Genomic DNA, 17760 nt, shown 5'->3' with positions numbered 1-17760 from the left:
GTGGCGCTGCCTCGATCGCAGCGCCAGCCCAATCGAACCTAATCGGCCAAGCCGTATTCCGCCGCCAGCCCCGAACCCGGGCCGATCTGGCGGAGATCCAGCACCGGGGCGGCCTGTGGCACTCGCGGCGCGCCGCCCTGGAACGAAGTCCGGGTTTTCGAGGCCCCGACGCCGCCGACCAGCGCCCGTTGCCCGACCTTGGCGCCGTAGGCCGCGAGACCCGCCCCCGGCCCGCCGACCTTGAACGCCACAGCGCCCGCGATCAGATCGACGGCCTTCGCCACCGCGGCTGCGGCCCGCTCAGATCCGGGCCGCACTCCTCCATCCGGCCGGATCGTCGCCCGCAGCGCCACCTCAAGCCGCCGGAAGTGCGAAAGCTCCTCGGCGCCAAATAGCTCCCTGGCGAGGCCCGAGCCCGGCCCTTCCGTGAAGGCCCGTAGCCGCTCAACGATCTTCGCGGCCGGCGCCGAGGTATCGACCACCCGTTGCACGGCAGCCTGTCGGAGCATCGCCCATTCCTGCGACCCCTCGCCCAAGAACGCCTTGGCGGCCTTCGCCTCCGCCGCAGCGCCGACCCGCGAGCCCGGCACGCCCGAGCCGAACAGGCTTGCCGCGATGGCGTTTGGATCGAAGCCCGACCGTTCGAGGTTCGAGACCCACGCGGGCGCCTCCGCCTGTACCCGCTCGGTCTGGTTGATGGCGCTCCGCAGCCGCCCGAGGCCCGCGCGCTGCTCCTCAGTCAGGAACCCGGTTGCCAGGGCGCGCCCCTCGCCCCGCAGGAGGTAATCCAGGCGCCCCGCGAGGCCCTGGCTTTCCCCGCCGAGGTATCGCGCAATCAAGGCCTGCTGGACCGTCTTCCACGTCTCGCTATCGGCGCCGACGGCTCCCCGCACCCTCGCAAGGGTCTGCATCTGACCCGCCGAGACCTTGCCCGTCGTCGTCCCGAACAGGGCCGTCACCATGTCGGACGGAGACGCATCCCGCTCCACGATCTGGCGGAGCCGCTGGCCTGCCACATCGCCAGGGCCACGGGGCGAGAACGCCTCCTTGTAGTCGCGGAAGAGACCGCGAGCCTTCCGCATCGCCTCTGCCGGCGCCGTGTCGCCGATCGGCAGTGCATCCGAGGCCGCAGGGCCGACCGCCTCGCCCAGACCCGGGAAGGGCGCATCCGGGATGACATCGCCCCGCGGTGCCCCGTCGCCGGCAAGCCCCGCACGTTCCCGAGCGGCCCGCTCATAGGCTGTGCCGGCGTCATCGACCTCTCGGCGCAGTACCATCTCTGCCGCGTCGCGCAGGGTGGCGGGGTCAAGGTCCCGGGCCGACAGCCCTTCGGCTTCAAGGGCGATGGCCGTGCGCCTGGTTTCCCGATCCAGCCGGGCGGCGTAATCGGCCGCCTCGTCCGAGCCTCGAGCCGCGCTCCGGGCCGCCGCGGCTGCCTCGTCCTGCGCGCGGTAGAGCGGTTGCCCGCGCTGCTCCCGTTGGATCGCTTCAATGATCCGGTCCTGCACGTCACGGGCCGAGATCCCGCCGAGGGCATCCGGGGGGAAGAAGCCTTCCTCTTGCAGCGCCACCCGGAGATCATCAGCCGTTCGGCCAGTGCGGCGGGCCAGCGTGCCTTGCCCTGGCACATACAGGCGGTTCAGGTCGGCCGCCCGTGCCTCGTCATCAAGAGCGATGCCGCCGGTCCGGGCGAGATAGCGCGTCAGGGTCTCGGGCGTGCCCTGCCCCTGCTGTGCATCCGCCATGTCAAGGAAGTTGCCCGCCCGAGGCGTCGGGGGAGCGGGCGGCTGATCCAGGAAGTTGCCGGCACGGGATGCAGGCTGCTGCCCGAACCGCCCGACCGCCATCAAGTCCTCTACGCGCTGATCGAACGCGTTCATCACCGCGCCCATCGCCCGACGATCTGTCGGGTTCTGAGCCGTGCCTCCGTAGTACGACACGAGCCGCTTGCGGATCTGCTCGACTTCGCGAAGGTTTGGCCCCCGATCCGGCCCGAGCCCGAGCACCGCCGGCAGGTTGTCGAGATCCTGCAGCGCCCGCGCCGCGGCCGGCGTCAGGACCGGGTCAATCGGCACTTCGGGACCAAGCGAGCGCCGCACCGACGCGCCGACATCGGACAGAGCGCCCGGGGCGAAGGTGCCCGGGATCGCCGCCACGTCGCCGTAAGCCTCGCGATACCGGCCGCGGGCCTGCTCCGCCGCCTCACGCACGCCTGCCACGGCCGATTGCGCCCCGAACAAGGCGTCGGCACCCGCGGGGCCCGACACGGCTCCTAGGGCCTCCTGTTCGGCTTGTCGGGCCGCTGCGATCCGCTGCGCAGTCTCATCACCGGCCAGTCGGGCGCGATCGGCGACCGCTTCGAACGCGGCTTGAGGGTTGTCGATCCGCTCGACGCCCCGCGCGGCCACACCCTGCAGTCGATCCCGGGCCGCTGCGATCTGGGCTGCCTGCTGCTGATCGAACTCGGTGGCGATGCCCTGCGCGCGAGCGCCGCGGCTGCCTGCCAGGGCGCCGGCTTCCAGCGCGGCGGCCTGCGGATCCTGAGTGGCCTGTCCCCGGGATAGCGTAATGCCCTGCTCCGCCGCGATAGCCTCGCGCGCCACCGGCACGGACACGCCCTTGGCCGCGAACGCCTGCGCAAGCTGCGCCTGTGCGTCAGCCGGGAGCGAGGCGGGATCAACGCCGACTTCTCGGAGCGCCGCCGCGGCCTCTGCCGTGAGCGTGGGAAGAGCACCCGGGGCCGCCGGCCGGAACACCTGAATGCCGCGTTCGGCCAGCCGGAGAACGACCGGGGCCGCCTTTTCGATCGCGACACTGCCAGCGCCACCGAGCGCGAAGCCGGCGGCACCCGCGTACCCAGCCCGCTCAAGGTCTTTGCCGTCGAGATACTCGCTTGCCGCGCCGTATCCCGCACCCGTGGCCGCCGCCTGACCAGCCCTGCCCCAGATACCGGATGCCCCGCCCCACGCCGGCAGGACCACCGCGCCCGCCCCGATACCGCCAATCGTCCCCGCGAGGGCTGATTTCGGGTTCTGGCGCGCAAGGGCGTCGTCCTGATCGCGCGCGAGCTGGTAGTTCGAGCCGAACGATGCACCGTTGCCGCCGAGCCATTCCGGGGCGCTGGCGATGGCCGCCGCTGCGTTCCGGGGCAGGTTGAGCAAGGCTGTGTTGGCGAACTCGCGCAGGCCCGCAGCCGCGGCGTTGCCGGCCGAGGCAGGGCCTATCAGCCGTTCGTCGGCACGCTGCTGCAGTCCCGCATACAGGGCATCCGCCGACGCCTGGTCGTTGCCGATCGACGGAGCATCGCCACCGCCGACGGCCCGCGGCGCGGCGCCCTGGCGCGCCATCGGCCCGGCGCCGAACCGATCATCGAACGAGGCGGGGTCAGGCCTCGCACCCACGCGGATGTTAAGCGCCCCGGGCGTGCCCGAGCCGCTGCCGCGCCGCGCCTTGAACGCCTCGAACTCGGCAGGATCGAACCCGCCGGCCGGCGAGGAGGGCGGAGCACTGGCGGGAGCAGGCGCGAGAGATCCCCCACCGCCCCGCGCCGCCTTGAACGCCGCGAAGGCTTCCGCGTCGAATGCGATACCGCCCGCCATCCTAGTACCCCTCGGTCGTCATGCGCTCGAACGCCTGCTCTCGGCTCATCCCGGAGCCGACGAGCTGATTGAACCGATCCCCCGGGGAGACCTGAGCGCCCCGCTGCGGGGCACCCTGCCCGCGGGCTGCCTGCGGAGCCGCGGGAGCACTGCCCGAGCGCGATGCCGCCGGCCCGTTGCCAGGCTGGAAGTACGTCCGGTCCCGCATCTCGGTCGCCTGCTGCTGCTTCATCTCAAGTCGCCGCTCGGCCGCAGCGATAGCGCGATCATAGATCTTGACCCGCAGGGCGTGCGGCATGCTGGACGAGCCCTGAATGTCCAAGAGGATCTTGCGCTCACCCTCAGTCGGGGCCGCACCGAAGATGCTCTTAAGCTGTGCCAGTGCGTTCGAGGTAACGAGATTGTCGAGTTCGAGCGTTGCTTGTCCGGCCTCGCTGCCAAGAACCGACATGCCCTTGCCGCGATAATACGCGGCTGGACCCTCGTAAGCCTTAGCAGAGAGATCTTTCGCCTGTTGAAGGTTGCCAATGACCGTCTGCGCCGAGGCAACCCCCTCGTCAGCCTCAAGGATCGCCTTCTTGTCCGACGCAGTATAGGGCTGCTGATCCTCCCGGGGCATCTTCCCGGTCAGCACATAGCTCTGATAGGCCGGCGACCCGGGCGTGAGGCCAAGCCCCTGTGCCGCCTCCGAACGGGCGCTCACGTCGTCCGCGATGTTCGAGCGGTTGCGCTCCGGCGCCGTGAACTTGGCGCTGTTCGTAGCCTCGTCATAGACCGTCTGCCCGGGGCTAAGCAGTGTCGGGCCACCAGGGCGCTTCAGCTCGCGTTTGTAGTCGAGCAGCGTGCCGACAAATCCTTGGGCGCGAGCAAGATTGTACTCCTTCACCTCCGCCGGCATGCTGGTCTCGTCCAGCTTGTTCTTGAGGAGAAGCTGCGCAATCTGGCGCTGGCCGTCCGGCAGGTTCGGCGAGGCCGCCGCTCGGATCAGGAAGCCGATACTCTGGCTCGGCGGCGACGAGGCGATGGCAGCCGTGGACACGTTGCCGATCTGGGCCGGAGCACCCTGCGGGATGCCGCGGGGAGCCGGGTCGGTGCCCGGGATGTAGAATTGAGCCTCCGCGCCGCCCTCAGCCGGCATGTCGGCGCGAGGATCGGGCGAGCCACCAGCCATCACCGGCAACCGCATCGGCGGGCGTGCGGGGTTGGTGTCAGACACGATCGGGGCGCCGGCAGCCGCGACTTGGGTCTGAGCCGGCGCCGCATCGCCGAAACCGCCGCCGTTCAGCCGGGCGAGGTATGCCCGCGTTGTGTTGAGGCGGGCCTGGTTCTCGCCTCCAGGCCGGTTGTAGCCCGCGAACTTCCAAGCGCCGGCCATCAGGGCGTTGGCCTCCTCGGCACTGCCCGCGTTCTGAAGCGCCTGCGTCAGCCTCGGGTTTTCGGCCAGCGTGAATGCTGCCTGTGCCACGACAGGATCCGGCGCGCCGGCCGTGAACCGCCGCATGTTCGTCAACCGATCGCCGCGCCACGACAAGATGCCGCCCGACTGGCCGGGCGCGCCGCTTTCGCTCGGATCCGACCACGAGCCGGTGATGTTCGAGCCCTTGAAACCCGACTCTCTCGAGGCGTAAGCCGCCACAGCGGCGAGCCCGTGTGGGTTCGTCAGGCCACCGCCCTTGAGCGCGCCGACGAACTTCTTCTCAGTCTCGCCGCCGGTGCCGCTCGGCATCGCCATGGCGCCGGCACCGCCGCCAGCGAAGGTCGGCAGCTTGCCAGCGCCAGGGGAGCCCTGCGGGCTGCCAAGCGGGCTAAGCTGCCCGCCATCGCCCCCGCCGCCGTAGAGCGCCCCGAGGCCGTTCGCGAACGCCTGGCTGGCCTGCTGAGATAGGAGGTTTTGCCGGTGCGTCTCGCCGAGCTTCAGCAGCCCGAGGCCGGTTTGCGTGTCGCCAGCATCAAACGCCGTCGAAGCCGCGCCGCTATAGTCGCCCGCGCCAAGCTGCTGACCGACGCGGCTCGATGCCGCACGAATACGGTTCTGCTCAAGGCCATCCTCGTATGCCTGACCAAGGCCGGCGAACCCGCGATAGTATTCGGCGAAGCTCATTCACGACCTCACTTGAACAAGTTGCTGAAGCCGCCGGCCTTGCCAGCTGCGCCGAAGACGCTCGACGCCCCACCGAGGAGTGCGCCCAAGAAGTTATTGCTCGTCTGGGTCTGCCCTTGAGCAAGAGTGCCGTTGTTTTTGACTAGGGCGTTGGCTGCGTTGCCTTGTAGGCCCGCCACGTTCTGACCGAACTGAGCTTGTTGCTGGGCCGCGGTGCCGTAGATCCCGGCCTGGTTCTGGCCGAAGGTCTGCCCGAGTGAGGCGAGTTGCGTCCCGAGCCCTTGAGAGGCGTTTGCCTGCGCGGCGTATCCTTGGCCCTGACCGGCGAGCCCGGTATTATAGGATTGCGCGGCATTGCCAAGGTTGTTGACGTATGATTGCCAGCTCTGGCTCGCGAGACCGTTGGCGGTGTTCAGGATGTCCGCCGTCGCGTTGCCGCCGGCCAAGCCGCCTCGAGCCGCAGCAGAGCGCTGCACAGCCCCGAGAGCCTGATCCATCGCATACTGATAGCCGGGGCTGGCCTGGAAAGCCGCAGCCGCCGCCTGCGATCCGGCTTGGCCGTTGGCGCCCGTGGCATCCAAGTACCGATCAAAGGCGTTCTGACCGCCCTGGACCATGTGCGCGTACTGATCGCCGAGCTTTCCGAGATAGGCTTGTGCCTGATTAGACCCGTTCATCAGGTCGGTTCGGGAAGTGCCATAGCTGTCTTGAAGCGCCGTCAGGGAGTTCTGGCCGGCGCCGGTCGTGTTGACGCCGAGATAGCCTTGCGCGTTCCCATAGGCGTTCGTCAGGGCGTCAGCGCCAAGATTTAGCCCGGATTGAATAGCGAACTGATTGTTGCGGGCGGCGCGCTCGTAAGCCCCGCCAGTGATCGCGTCTAGGATACTCACGTCAATGCCTCGCGATGCTGGAGGGCGGAGAGGTGTCTACTGTCGGGATCGCCAGTGGAGGGCGCGGCAGCCAGCGGCAGGAATGCCGCGTCATCGCCCAGATCTCGGCGTCAGCGCCGATGCCGAAGAAGTCGCGGCTCCGGCCCTCATGCGCGAAGCCAGCGCGGCGAGCATAGTCAGACAGCCACGAGGCGCCGGCCGGGATGCGAACTACGAGCCGCGTCGCGCCAACGTCGCCGAATACCCACCCGCAGATCGCCCGCAGCGCCGAGCGGCAGACCACCCCGGGATCGCTAGCAACAACGAGATCAACTTCCCCGGCAGGGGTCGGCGTGTGCAGGGCCACGAGGAGCCCCGCGGGGCGATCGATCCTGAAGAGCCGCAGCCAAGTCGCTTGCGGCCCCAGCCACCGCCCGGTGTGCTGCTGGATCAATCCCGCAACGACCGGAAACGGATCGTCGAGGCTGAAGCGCAGAAGGCCGGGAGGCGCGCCGTTGTCCGGGTTCTGCGCGACGCGCGAGGCGACCACCTCGTGTGCGGTCGCGCCCTGCGGTGTGACGAGTTCGGCCACCAGCATGTTGACCATCAAGCCGCCCTCCTCATTGCAGCGGCCGGGCCAGCGGGAGAGGGACCGTCAGGATCGGAAGGCGAGGATAGCGCCGCGCGAAGAGCGCGCCGAGCAAAGGCAGATACGTTCTCGCCAGACGCCTGCGCGCTTTCGTTCAAGGCAGTGCGCAGATCTCGATCAACACGGATGTAGATATGGGCCGGGAGCCTGCAACGAGCCACGCGAACCTCCTGAAATTCTCAGGAGATTAACGCATGAACTGGCCATATTGTCTTGCGCTTTAAGTGAATGGCTAAAATTAACTTGTCATCACTTTCTTTTTTTGTTTGTTTCTATATTTGGCCATATCAAATAGATATTTTAGTCGTACCTATGCATATTTTGCATGCGTTATAATGTTTATCTAATTATTGGCTTGCGTCTGGTCCTGACGCGTCTTCATAAATTCATCCCAATTTTTCTTTACGCTTGTATCCAACCCCATAGCTAATGAAAGCGCGTCTGCGCATGTCATTCCAAGAAAATACCCCGGATGATCGGCCGGCAGTTTCTGATTTTTACCAATTTCCGGCTTAGATAGTAATTCGCCTTTGTGCTCCTCAAAATAAAGATGCATAATTCGCGTTATGGCGCTATAAAACATTTTCATAGTATAACTATCTTCTGACCATTTCTTTCCCGTTTCTTTTTCAATTCTATCAGAAAGAGAGCTTATAGTTAAAGCCAACTCAACGGTTTCGGGGCGACCAAAATATCGAGATATGGCATCAACGTCTGTATATGATCTTTCGAGACGGTACTCTATTTCCTCGCTCATAGAGCGGCCGTTCCGCTCAGCGTCGCGCATAAGCTGATCACGCCGCGCCTCGTTGAGGCGGAACATCACGTTGATGCGCTTCCCCAACTCGGGGTTCTTCGGCGGCCTGCCAGTGCGCTTCGCCACCTTTTTCTCAGCCTCGGCCATGCCGCGTACCCTTCTGTCACCGTGTTTCCCACATATTCCCATTCGCGTAAGTTGACAACCGTTCCGGCTTCAGCTTTCATCGGTTTGCGCCATAAAAACATGGCGCAAACTGATGGAGCGAGCCGTGGCCGCGGACGACATCCTTAAGGTGCTGACAGAGCCGACCGTGGACGTTGCGCTGGCTGCGCGCGTGCTCGGGATCGGGAAGAACGCAGCCTATCGGGCGCGTGAAGCGGGAGACATCCCATCCATCAAGGTCGGCGGCCAATACCGTGTCCCGAGCGCGAAGCTGCGTGAAATGCTCGGCATCAAGCCCGAGCCCATCGCCGCCTGATCTTCCACCGTCGGAGGGAAAGTCCTACCGGCACTTCGCAGCAGCTTCGCAAAAAGACGGCCCCGTCACGGGAAGCCGTGCGGGGCCGAAAAGGTCTAAACTTGCATGACCGTATTTAATGGGTTAGCCCTCGAAGGGCAATCAAAATCCGACCGCGATTACGATCAGGATCTCGCAGTGCGCAGGATCCTGGCCCGTGTCGCCGTGAGCGAGAGCGTCGCTCGTGCCATGGCAGCCGCGGCCTTCTCAGTGACGGAGGCGCGCTAATGACCGCGCATGACTCCCTTTACGAGTACGCCGTCACTCGCGACGCCAAGCTCGATCACAGCGACGGCTCATGGTCGAGCATCGTCCGGCCACCCTATGGCTTCGGCTGGGAGATCGCGGACAGCTCTCGCGACCGGCACACGGTCTGGCGCCGTGTACGCCGGGCCGGCCGCCTCTCTGTTCAGGAGGTGGCGAGTGCTCGGGGCTGACCTTCTCAACGATCGCGCAATCGCCCGCGCACTAGGCGGAGAAGTCGTCGGCCGGGGACACGTACTTGCTCCCGGCCCCGGTCACACGCGCCCGGACCGGTCAATGTCCGTGTGGATCAACCCAGCCTCCCCCGAACGCTTCACGGTTCACTCTTTCGCGGGCGATCCCTTCGGGGTGTGCCGGGACTACGTGCGGAACGCCTTAGGGCTACCTGCTTGGCAGGACGGAACACGCATCAGCGTCGATCCGGCCGAGACCGCGCGCCGCAGCGCCGTCCGGGAGAAGGCCAGGGCCGCAGCCGAGGCAGAAGCTCTCACCAAGCGCCAGCGCGCCTTGCGGATCTGGAACGCAGCTCACGACCCGCGCGGCACCCTGGTTGAGACCTACCTGCGCAACCGCGGCCTCGAGTTGCCCGCCGACCTGGCCGGCGAGGTGCTCCGCTTCCACCCGATCTGCCCCTGGGGTGATCGGACCGTACCGGCGATGATCGCGCTGTTTCGCGATGCGCACACCGACGAGCCGACAGGCATCCATCGGACAGCTTTGGCGCATGACGGTCGCAAGCGGTTCGAGGGCGCCGAGGCTCGGAAGATGTACGGCGGCGCGATCGGTGCCGCCATCAAGCTCGACGCCGATGCGGAGGTCACGCACGGCCTCGTCATCGGCGAGGGCATCGAGACCGGCATTGCCGCCCGCCAACTCGGGATCAAGCCCGTATGGGCGCTGGGCAGTGTCGGCGCCATCAGCACCTTCCCGGTTCTGCCTGGCATCGGTTGCCTGACCGTTCTCGGAGAGACCGACGCCAAGGGCGCCAACGCCGCCGCGATCCAGTCCTGCGGTCTGCGCTGGGTGGAAGCCGGCCGTGCGGTCGAAATCGTACGTCCCCGCACCGGCGGCGACATGAACGACATTATCATGGGAGGCTCGCCGGCATGACGTTCAACGGAAAGCATCCGATTGAGGCTGACTCGGAGGCCTACGAGCGCTCGCCGTTCGCGCCCGCATCCTACCAGGATCAAGACGACCCCGACGCATGGGGCGAAGCCGACATCTCTTACCTGGGCACGGGCCGCCGGCCTGCTCCAGCGTTTCCGCTGACCGTTCTCGGGCCGTGGGCCGACTGGGTGGAGATGAAGGCCCGCGGCGCCTGCGCTCCGCCCGACTATGTTGCCGTTGCGCTCATGGCGTGTACCGGTGCCGCTATCGCGAACGTGCGCTGGCCGCTGGCCGGTGCAACTTGGTCAGAGCCGCCGATCCTCTGGTGCGCCGAGGTCGGGGCGCCTTCCTCCAGCAAATCGCCGTCCATGGATGCCGCCTTCGGCTTGGTGCGCCATGCCGAGGATCTAATGGCCGCCGACTTCGACGAGGTTCAGACCGATTTTGCCACCCGCAAGCAGGCCGCAGAGGCGCGTAACGAAGCCTGGAAGGCCGATGTGAAGGCGGCGATCAAAGCTGGCGAGAACCCGCCCCCGCAGCCGAGGGACGCGGCCGAGCCCGCCGCACCCATCCGGCCGCGCATCCGGGTTGCCGACGTGACGGCCGAGAAGCTGGGAATGCTGGCAGCCGGCCTGCCCCGTGGCCTACTCCTAGTGCGCGACGAACTCTCCGGCTTCATCGGTGGCCTCGACCGCTACAGCACCGGCGGTTCGGATCGAGCCTTCGCGATCGAGATGTATGGCGGCCGCTCCTACGTGGTGGATCGGGTGAAGAACCCTGAGCCGGTCAACATTCGGCACCTCTCGGTCGGGGTGCTCGGCGGCATCCAGCCTGAACGGCTCTCTGCCATCATCGAGGGCCCGGACGACGGCCTTGCAGCCCGGCTACTGTGGTGCTGGCCCGATGCATCGCCGGATTTCCGCCTCGCGCGCGAGTTGCATGACGACGGCCCGATGCAGGCGGCCTTCGCGCGGCTAACTGGCTTGGCGATGGATGCTGATCGGTTCGGCAACCTCGAGCCGAAGCTGCTGCGCCTGACGCGCGAGGCGGAAGACATCTTGGAGGCGTTCGCCCGGGAGATGGCCCGTCGTGCTCACGAGGCGACAGGCCTCTTCGCCGGCACTCTTGGCAAGGCCCGTGGTCACGCTCTCCGTATCGCCACCGTGATCGATCACCTCTGGTGGTGCGCCCGCCAGGAGGCCGAGCCGGAGGAGATAGGCGCATCGGCAATGCGGTGTGCCGTGGAGCTGCTGCAGGCCTACTTCATCCCCATGGCCGAGCGCGTCTACGGCGATGCCTCGATCCCGACGGCGGAGCGCCAGGCGATTTATCTCGCGCGCCACCTTCGCAGAACCGGCCGGACGGACTTCGTCGCCCGGGACCTGAGGCGGGAGATCGGCGGTCCGCTGCGCGAAGCCGATCAGATGAACAGCGCCTGCGACGGCTTGGTGGAAGCCAACCTGATCCGCCCTCGGTTCACGAGAGCCGGCCCCACCAAGGGCAAGGCTGCGAAGCGCTACCAGGTCAACCCGGTTGTGTTCGCGAGGCTGTCATGACAGACGCGGCGGCGACTTGGTTCGGAGGGCCCGCTGTGCCGGTAGTGCCATTAGTGCCGGCAGCACTCTTCGCGAACGTCCTGACCGAACCTATCGGCACCAACGACACTATTGGCACGCGCTCCCGGTATAACGAGTGCCATAAACGGACACTCGCCTCCGTGCATGATCGCCGGCTGTGTCGCCCGGACAAGCCGGCTACCGGCACTAATGACGCTATCGGCACGGGTTCTGGATATAGAGTGGGTCGCATGTCGATCGCTGCCACCATCCGAGATCGCGGCCTACACCGATCCGGTGAGGCCCCTACCGGCACAAATGACACTATCGGCACGTGGAAGCAGGATAGAGCTTCCTGCGCGCTGCTCCTTCTTCAGCCGTCGGCCGCCCCGGAAAACCAAGCGCACGGCGCGGCAAGGAGCGGGGAGCAGCGCACATGGTGATCCAGCTCGACACACGTCGGGCGCGGAGCCTGGCTCCTCTCGACCCCGACCTCGTCCGGTTCGTCGAAGCCCTTGCGGACGCGGCAGCCCAGCGTGACCATCACGCAGCTCTGGCCGGCCGAAACCCAGCGATGAAGGCGAAGCGGTAATGAAGCGAGCGGCGATCTATGCGCGGTTCTCGACGGACCTCCAGAACGAGCGCTCTGTCGAGGATCAGGTCGCGATCTGCCGGGCCTACGCGCAACGAGAGGGTTTCGCTGTCGTCGCTACCTACTGCGATCGAGCCAAGTCCGGCGCTTCGATCCTCGGTCGCGATGGCCTGATCAGCCTCATGGCACAGGCTCGGGAGCACGCCTTTGATGCTGTGATCGTCGAGCATTCCGACCGCCTCGCCCGGTCCATGAGAGACACCGGCGATCTGTTCGACCGCTTCACCTTTCTCGGGATCGAACTCCGGTCCGTCCATAGCGGCGGCAAGCTGGATGCGACCATGGCAGGCCTCTTCGGCTTGGTTGGGCAAATGCAGCGTGAGGAGGGCGCCAAGAAGGTACGTCGGGGTATGGCAGGCGTCATCCGAAGCGGGCGGCACGCCGGAGGCCGAGCCTACGGCTACCGACCCGTACCCGGGCAACGGGGTGAACTCGCTATCGATGAGGCCGAGGCGGCGATCGTCCGGCGCGTTCTCACGGAGTACGCCAACGGCCGCCAGCCTCGCGATATCGCCTCGGACCTGAACCGGGAAGGCGTGCCCCCTCCCCGCGGCCGTCACTGGAACGCCTCGACCATCAATGGCAACTCGGCACGGGGAACGGGGCTCGTCTTCAACGAGCTGTATGTGGGGCGGATCGTCTGGAACAAGGTCCAGATGCTCAAGAACCCCGATACGGGCCGGCGCGTCTCGCGACCGAACCCGAAGGAGCTGTGGCAAGCCGTCGAGGCCCCTCGCCTCCGCATCGTGTCTGATGATGTGTGGGACCGTGTCCGGGCCGTGAAGGCGACTAGGACCAACGACTACCCGCAATTCGTGCGGCGACAGCCCTACCTGCTCTCGGGCCTCCTACGCTGTCATGCGTGCGGCTCTGGCCTCTCGGTTCATGATCGGGACCACACCGGCAAGACGCGGGTCCGATGCTCGGCTGTGCGGGAAAGTGGATGCTGCGACAACCGCCGCATCGTCTACCTGCCCCTGATCGAGCAGGCCGTGGTGTCTGGCATGGAGGAGGCGTTACGGGACCGCCGGCTGATCGATATCTACGTGTCGCGCTACAACGAGGCTCGGCGGCGGTTAGCTTCGGGCTCAGGCGGTGAGCGTGCCAAGCTCGAAAGTCGGCTGAAGGCCCTGGAGGCGGAACACGCCCGGTTGATGAGTGGCTATCTAAAGGGCTTCGTCACCGAGGCCGACGCTGCGGCGCGCTTGCCGACGATCAAGTCAGAGCAGGCGACCCTGGAGATCGAGCTTGCCCAGCTGTCCGACACGCCCAACCTGCTCACGATCGAGGAGAACGTCGTCACCAGCTACCTGGCGCAGATCAAGGATCTCTCGGGGAGGTTGAGCGACCATGCACGGGCGACCGACGAAGCAAGCCGCCATCTCGTGCAGACGTTCCGAGGCCTTATCGAGACCGTCACGGTCCTGCCCGGCGCTCGTCGTCAAGGCATAGAGGTCGAAGTGAAAGGCCGCCTAACAGCTTTAGTAGCCCGAGGGCGGCCGGAAACCCTTAGTGGGGTTTTAGTGGTAGCGGAGGAGGGATTTGAACCCCCGACACAAGGATTATGATTCCTCTGCTCTGACCAACTGAGCTACTCCGCCGCGCGGTGGCCGGTGCGTGTCCGGCTCTGCGGTGGCGCGGATATAGGGGGAGGTGGCCGGGCCTGTCAAGGAACCGTCGCAGGCCTTTTTGCGCCTCGCCACGACAGCGAGGCGCTGGGTGGAATCAGAGCGCGTCGCCCAGGATCTCGGCGACCTGGGGGATGTCCTTGTCGCCGCGGCCCGAGAGGTTGACGACCATCAGGTGGTCGCGCGGCAGGCGGGGGGCGAGCTCCTTGACCTTGGCGAGCGCGTGGGCCGGCTCCAGGGCGGGGATGATGCCCTCCATCAGCGAGCAGAGCCGGAACGCCTCCAGGGTCTCGCTGTCGGTCGCCGACAGGTAGGTGACGCGGCCCATCTCGTGCAGCCAGGCATGCTCGGGACCGATGCCCGGATAGTCGAGGCCGGCGGAGATCGAGTGCGCATCGGCGATCTGGCCGTCGCCGTCCACAAGCAGGTAGGTGCGGTTGCCGTGCAGCACGCCCGGCTTGCCGCCGGAGAGCGAGGCGGCGTGCAGGCCGCTCGACACGCCGTGACCGGCCGCCTCGACGCCGTAGATCGCGACCTCGCGATCGTCGAGGAAGGGATGGAACAGCCCCATGGCGTTCGAGCCGCCGCCGATGCAGGCGACGAGCGAGTCAGGCAGGCGGCCCTCCTGCTCCAGCATCTGCGCCTTGGTCTCGATGCCGATGATCGACTGGAAGTCGCGCACCATCGCCGGGTAGGGATGCGGGCCCGCCACCGTGCCGATGCAGTAGAAGGTATCGGCGACGTTGGTGACCCAGTCGCGGAGGGCCTCGTTCATCGCGTCCTTGAGGGTGCGCGTGCCGGATTCCACCGGCACCACCTCGGCGCCGAGCATCTTCATCCGAAACACGTTCGGCTTCTGCCGCTCCACGTCGACCGCGCCCATGTAAACGACGCATTTCAGGCCGAACCGGGCACAGAGCGTCGCGGTGGCGACGCCATGCTGGCCCGCTCCCGTCTCGGCGATGATCCGCGGCTTGCCCATGCGCCGGGCGAGCAGGATCTGGCCCAGCACGTTGTTCACCTTGTGCGAGCCGGTGTGGTTCAGCTCCTCACGCTTGAAGTAGATCTTCGCGCCGCCGAGATGCTCGGAGAGCCGCTCGGCGTAGTAGAGCGGGCTCGGCCGGCCGACATAGTGCGTCAGGTAGCTCGTCATCTCGGCCTGGAACGACGGGTCGGCCTTCGCCTCGGCATAGGCCTTTTCCAGAGCGAGGATGTTGGGCATCAGGGTCTCGGCCACGAAGCGGCCGCCGAAGATGCCGAAGCGGCCGCGCTCGTCGGGGCCGGTGCGGAACGAGTTCGGATTCTGGGGAGCGGTCACGGCAGGAGCCCTTGCATCTGGAAGGTTTGGGCGAAACATCGTCCTCGGCGGCGGCCTTACGCCCTTCGCGCCGCTGGGGCAATTTGCGCTGCGGACGCAGCCGTCCCGGCGGTCGTCTCTCCGCCTGCGGCGGCTTTGGCCGCCGCCACGAAGGCGGCGATGCGGTCCGGGTCCTTCACGCCGGGGGCGCTCTCGACGCCCGACGACACGTCGACGGCCTGCGCGGCGGTGATCGCGACGGCCTCGGCGACGGTCTCGGAGGTCAGGCCGCCCGAGAGCATGAACGGGTCGTCGCGGCCGGCGCCCGCCAGCAGCGACCAGTCGAAGGCGTGGCCGTTGCCGCCCGGCAGAACCGCGCCGGGCGCGGGCTTGGCGTCGTAGAGAAGCCGGTCGCTGCTGGTCGCGTAGCCGGCCGCGCGGGCGAGGTCGTCGGCGGTCGCGATGCCGAGCGCCTTCATCACCGGGCGTCCGATGCGGGTGCGCAGGGCCGCGACCCGCTCCGGGCTCTCACGGCCGTGGAGCTGGAGCCAGTCCGGGTCCAGCGCCTCGATCACCGCATCGACGAGAGCGTCGTCGGGGTCGACCAGCAGGACGACGCGCTCGGTCCGGCCCCGGGCCTGCCGCGACAGGGCGGCGCCGAGGGCGAGGTCGACGTGGCGCGGGCTCTTGGGAAAATGGACCAGGCCGATCTGGTCGGCGCCGGCGGCGATCGCGGCCTCCAGCGTCTCGGGCGTGCTGAGGCCGCAGATCTTGACGAGGCAGGTTCGGGCAGGAGCGGGCGACATCCGCTCCATATAGGCCGATCCGGTTCGTCCCGCACGTGGCGCGGGAGGTGGAAGGGCGATTCGCACGCCTGCCTCGTCGCCATTTCCCTCCCATCGCGGGTTCCGCGTCGCGGCCCGGGGATGACGCGGACGGGGTCGAATCCGGCGGTCGCAAACCGGCTCAGGCCGGCGGCGCCAGGCTCTCCCACACCGCCGCCGCGGCGGCGAGGTCCTCGATCGCGGCGCCGACCGACTTGAAGACGGTGATCTCGTGCGGGCTCCGGCGGCCGTGCGCCTCGCCCCGGCAGAGGGCGGTCAGATCGCCGGCAACCGCCTCGGCCGCGAGCGCCCCGGACTGGATCGCCACCGCGACGTCGCCGCCCTTCTTGAGCGCGTCGGGCGTGTCGACGTAGACCGGCCCGCGCAGCAGGGCCTCGTCGTCGGCCTCGCGCATCGTCGGCGTGAAGGCGCCGACGAGGTCGAGATGGGTGCCGGGCCGCAGCCAGGCGCCCCGCACCAGCGGTTCGGTCGACAGGGTGGCGCAGGAGACGAGGTCCGCATCGCCGACCGCCGCCGCGAGGTCGGTGACCGGACGGGCGGGGATGCCCTCGGCGCGGAGCGATGCGGCGAGGCGCGCCGCCCCCTCGGCCCGGCGGTTCCAGATCGCGACGTCGCGGATCGGCCGGACGGCGGCGTGGGCGCGGATCAGCGCGGGGGCGAGGGCGCCGGAGCCCACCATCACCATTCGCGCGGTATCGTCCCGGGCGAGGTGGCGGGCGGCCAGCGCCGAGGCGGCGGCGGTGCGCCACAGGGTCAGGCGGGCGCCGTCGAGGAGCGCCAGGGGCCGGCCGTCGCGGCCGTCGCACAGGAGCACCCCGCCCTGGATCGTCTCGAGGCCCTTCGCCGGGTTGCCCGGAAACAGCGTCAGGATCTTCACGCCGACATAGTCGGCGGTCCAGGCCGGCATCAGGAGGAGCGAGGCGCCGTCCGGCGCGGTCTCGATGGCGTGGTGATGGCGGGTCGGCGCGGTCGCGCCGGCCCGGAACGCGGTCGCCAGCGCCTCGACCATGCGGGCCGGGGTCAGGGCCGCATCGATCTCGCCCTCGCCGATCCACCGCATGGTCAGGCCCGGCTGACCGGGGCCGGGAGCGCGGTGCGGCCGACGGTCGGGGTGGTGGCGGCGACGGTCTGGCGCAGGCGCTCGGTCTCGCCGCGCAGGCGGTTGAGCTCGCGGCCCTTGGCGCGGCGGTCGCGGCGGTTGTCGCCCTGGCCGAGCCAGGAGCCGACGCCGCCGACGACGACGCCGAGCGCCACCGCGGCGAAGATCAGCGCGTAGAGCGGCAATTGCAGGCTGAAGGCCGGCGTCCCGTCGGTGAACGGATCGAAGGACAGCATCACCGGCTGGCGGTTGGCCACCGCCAGCAGCACGACCACGATCGCGATGGGCAGCAGGATCAGGCCCTTGAGGAAGCGGATCATCGGGAAACCCGGTCTTTCGTCGGTGATGCGGAGGGAAGCGGGGCCGCCGGACGGAGCCCCGCGGGCAAAGTTGTAACGCGCCGGCGTTCGAGCGCCAGTGGCGACGGTGCGTCAGGACCGGCTCGACGCCATCGATTCGGCGTCAGCTCACGGCGGCCTCGGCCCGGCTCGGCTCGTCGGCGCCGATCCCGGCGGCGTTCAGGCGCAGGCGCATCTCCTTGCCGGTCTTGAATACCGGGATCGCCTTCTCGGCCACCGCCACGGCGGCGCCGGTGCGCGGGTTGCGGCCGCGCCGCGCCTCCCGCCGCTTGACCGAGAAGGCGCCGAAGCCGCGCAGCTCGACCCGGTCGCCCCGCGCGAGCGCGTCGGCGATGGTGTCGAGGATGGCGTTGACGATGTTCTCGACGTCGCGCTGATACAGATGCGGGTTCTGCTCGGCGATCTTGAGCACCAGCTCGGACTTGATCATGGTCGGTACGGTCTCGGGAGAGGCG

Annotated in this window: 15 protein-coding genes and 1 tRNA gene; 5 read left to right on the top strand and 11 right to left on the bottom strand. The window is 67.9% G+C overall.

What is annotated here, in order from left to right:
• Positions 1–38 precede the first annotated feature (38 nt).
• The 5 genes from FF100_RS03975 to FF100_RS03950 form a co-directional block, all read right to left on the bottom strand.
• The gene (locus tag FF100_RS03975) at positions 39–3599 is read right to left on the bottom strand and encodes a hypothetical protein (protein ID WP_139034224.1); all 3561 of its coding nucleotides are present in this window, start codon (positions 3597–3599) and stop codon (positions 39–41) included.
• 1 nt (position 3600) lies between these two features.
• On the bottom strand, positions 3601–5700 hold the full coding sequence (locus FF100_RS37545; RefSeq protein ID WP_205824747.1) for a hypothetical protein: 2100 nt from the start codon (positions 5698–5700) through the stop codon (positions 3601–3603).
• Positions 5701–5708: 8 nt separating this feature from the next.
• Positions 5709–6590: a hypothetical protein gene (locus FF100_RS03965; RefSeq protein ID WP_139034223.1), complete on the bottom strand. Its 882-nt coding sequence runs from the start codon at positions 6588–6590 to the stop codon at positions 5709–5711.
• A gap of 1 nt (position 6591) precedes the next feature.
• Positions 6592–7176 (bottom strand): GNAT family N-acetyltransferase, encoded by a 585-nt coding sequence (locus FF100_RS03960; RefSeq protein ID WP_139034222.1) that lies wholly within the window; start codon positions 7174–7176, stop codon positions 6592–6594.
• A gap of 385 nt (positions 7177–7561) precedes the next feature.
• A complete protein-coding gene (locus tag FF100_RS03950; protein ID WP_139034220.1) occupies positions 7562–8122 on the bottom strand; it encodes a hypothetical protein in 561 nt (186 codons plus the stop codon).
• Positions 8123–8246: 124 nt separating this feature from the next.
• Here FF100_RS03950 and FF100_RS03945 point away from each other — a divergent pair, with 124 nt between their 5' ends.
• From FF100_RS03945 to FF100_RS03925, 5 genes are all read left to right on the top strand, one after another.
• Complete coding sequence (locus tag FF100_RS03945; RefSeq protein ID WP_246101901.1) at positions 8247–8456, top strand: helix-turn-helix domain-containing protein; 210 nt, start codon at positions 8247–8249, stop codon at positions 8454–8456.
• Between the two features lie 266 nt (positions 8457–8722).
• Positions 8723–8932: a hypothetical protein gene (locus tag FF100_RS03940; protein WP_139034218.1), complete on the top strand. Its 210-nt coding sequence runs from the start codon at positions 8723–8725 to the stop codon at positions 8930–8932.
• A 103-nt stretch (positions 8933–9035) separates the two neighbouring features.
• Positions 9036–9869 carry a DUF7146 domain-containing protein gene (locus FF100_RS03935; RefSeq protein ID WP_171069993.1) on the top strand — a complete coding sequence of 278 codons (834 nt, stop codon included), beginning with the start codon at positions 9036–9038 and terminating at the stop codon, positions 9867–9869.
• Positions 9866–11425 carry a YfjI family protein gene (locus tag FF100_RS03930; protein WP_139034216.1) on the top strand — a complete coding sequence of 520 codons (1560 nt, stop codon included), beginning with the start codon at positions 9866–9868 and terminating at the stop codon, positions 11423–11425. Before FF100_RS03935 ends, FF100_RS03930 begins: the two co-directional genes overlap by 4 nt.
• A 591-nt stretch (positions 11426–12016) precedes the next feature.
• Positions 12017–13645 carry a recombinase family protein gene (locus FF100_RS03925; RefSeq protein WP_139034315.1) on the top strand — a complete coding sequence of 543 codons (1629 nt, stop codon included), beginning with the start codon at positions 12017–12019 and terminating at the stop codon, positions 13643–13645.
• Here FF100_RS03925 and FF100_RS03920 read toward each other — a convergent pair.
• From FF100_RS03920 to ihfB, 6 genes are all read right to left on the bottom strand, one after another.
• Positions 13602–13678: transfer RNA gene (locus tag FF100_RS03920), tRNA-Met, on the bottom strand. The two genes, FF100_RS03925 and FF100_RS03920, sit on opposite strands and share 44 nt — an antisense overlap.
• A 124-nt stretch (positions 13679–13802) precedes the next feature.
• Positions 13803–15062, bottom strand: coding sequence for a tryptophan synthase subunit beta (gene trpB, locus FF100_RS03915; protein ID WP_139034215.1), 1260 nt, complete (start codon positions 15060–15062; stop codon positions 13803–13805).
• A 17-nt stretch (positions 15063–15079) separates the two neighbouring features.
• Positions 15080–15808: a phosphoribosylanthranilate isomerase gene (locus FF100_RS03910; RefSeq protein WP_139034214.1), complete on the bottom strand. Its 729-nt coding sequence runs from the start codon at positions 15806–15808 to the stop codon at positions 15080–15082.
• A gap of 160 nt (positions 15809–15968) precedes the next feature.
• Entirely contained in the window at positions 15969–16907 is a 939-nt protein-coding gene (gene lhpI / locus FF100_RS03905) for a bifunctional Delta(1)-pyrroline-2-carboxylate/Delta(1)-piperideine-2-carboxylate reductase (protein ID WP_139034213.1), read from the bottom strand.
• 2 nt (positions 16908–16909) lie between these two features.
• Positions 16910–17266 (bottom strand): lipopolysaccharide assembly protein LapA domain-containing protein, encoded by a 357-nt coding sequence (locus tag FF100_RS03900; RefSeq protein WP_139034212.1) that lies wholly within the window; start codon positions 17264–17266, stop codon positions 16910–16912.
• Positions 17267–17408: 142 nt separating this feature from the next.
• Positions 17409–17735 (bottom strand): integration host factor subunit beta, encoded by a 327-nt coding sequence (gene ihfB / locus FF100_RS03895; RefSeq protein WP_048443025.1) that lies wholly within the window; start codon positions 17733–17735, stop codon positions 17409–17411.
• Positions 17736–17760 lie beyond the last annotated feature (25 nt).

The sequence above is a fragment of the Methylobacterium terricola genome (assembly GCF_006151805.1).
Classification (GTDB): Bacteria; Pseudomonadota; Alphaproteobacteria; order Rhizobiales; family Beijerinckiaceae; genus Methylobacterium; species Methylobacterium terricola.
This window is presented reverse-complemented; position numbering and strand designations above follow the sequence as displayed.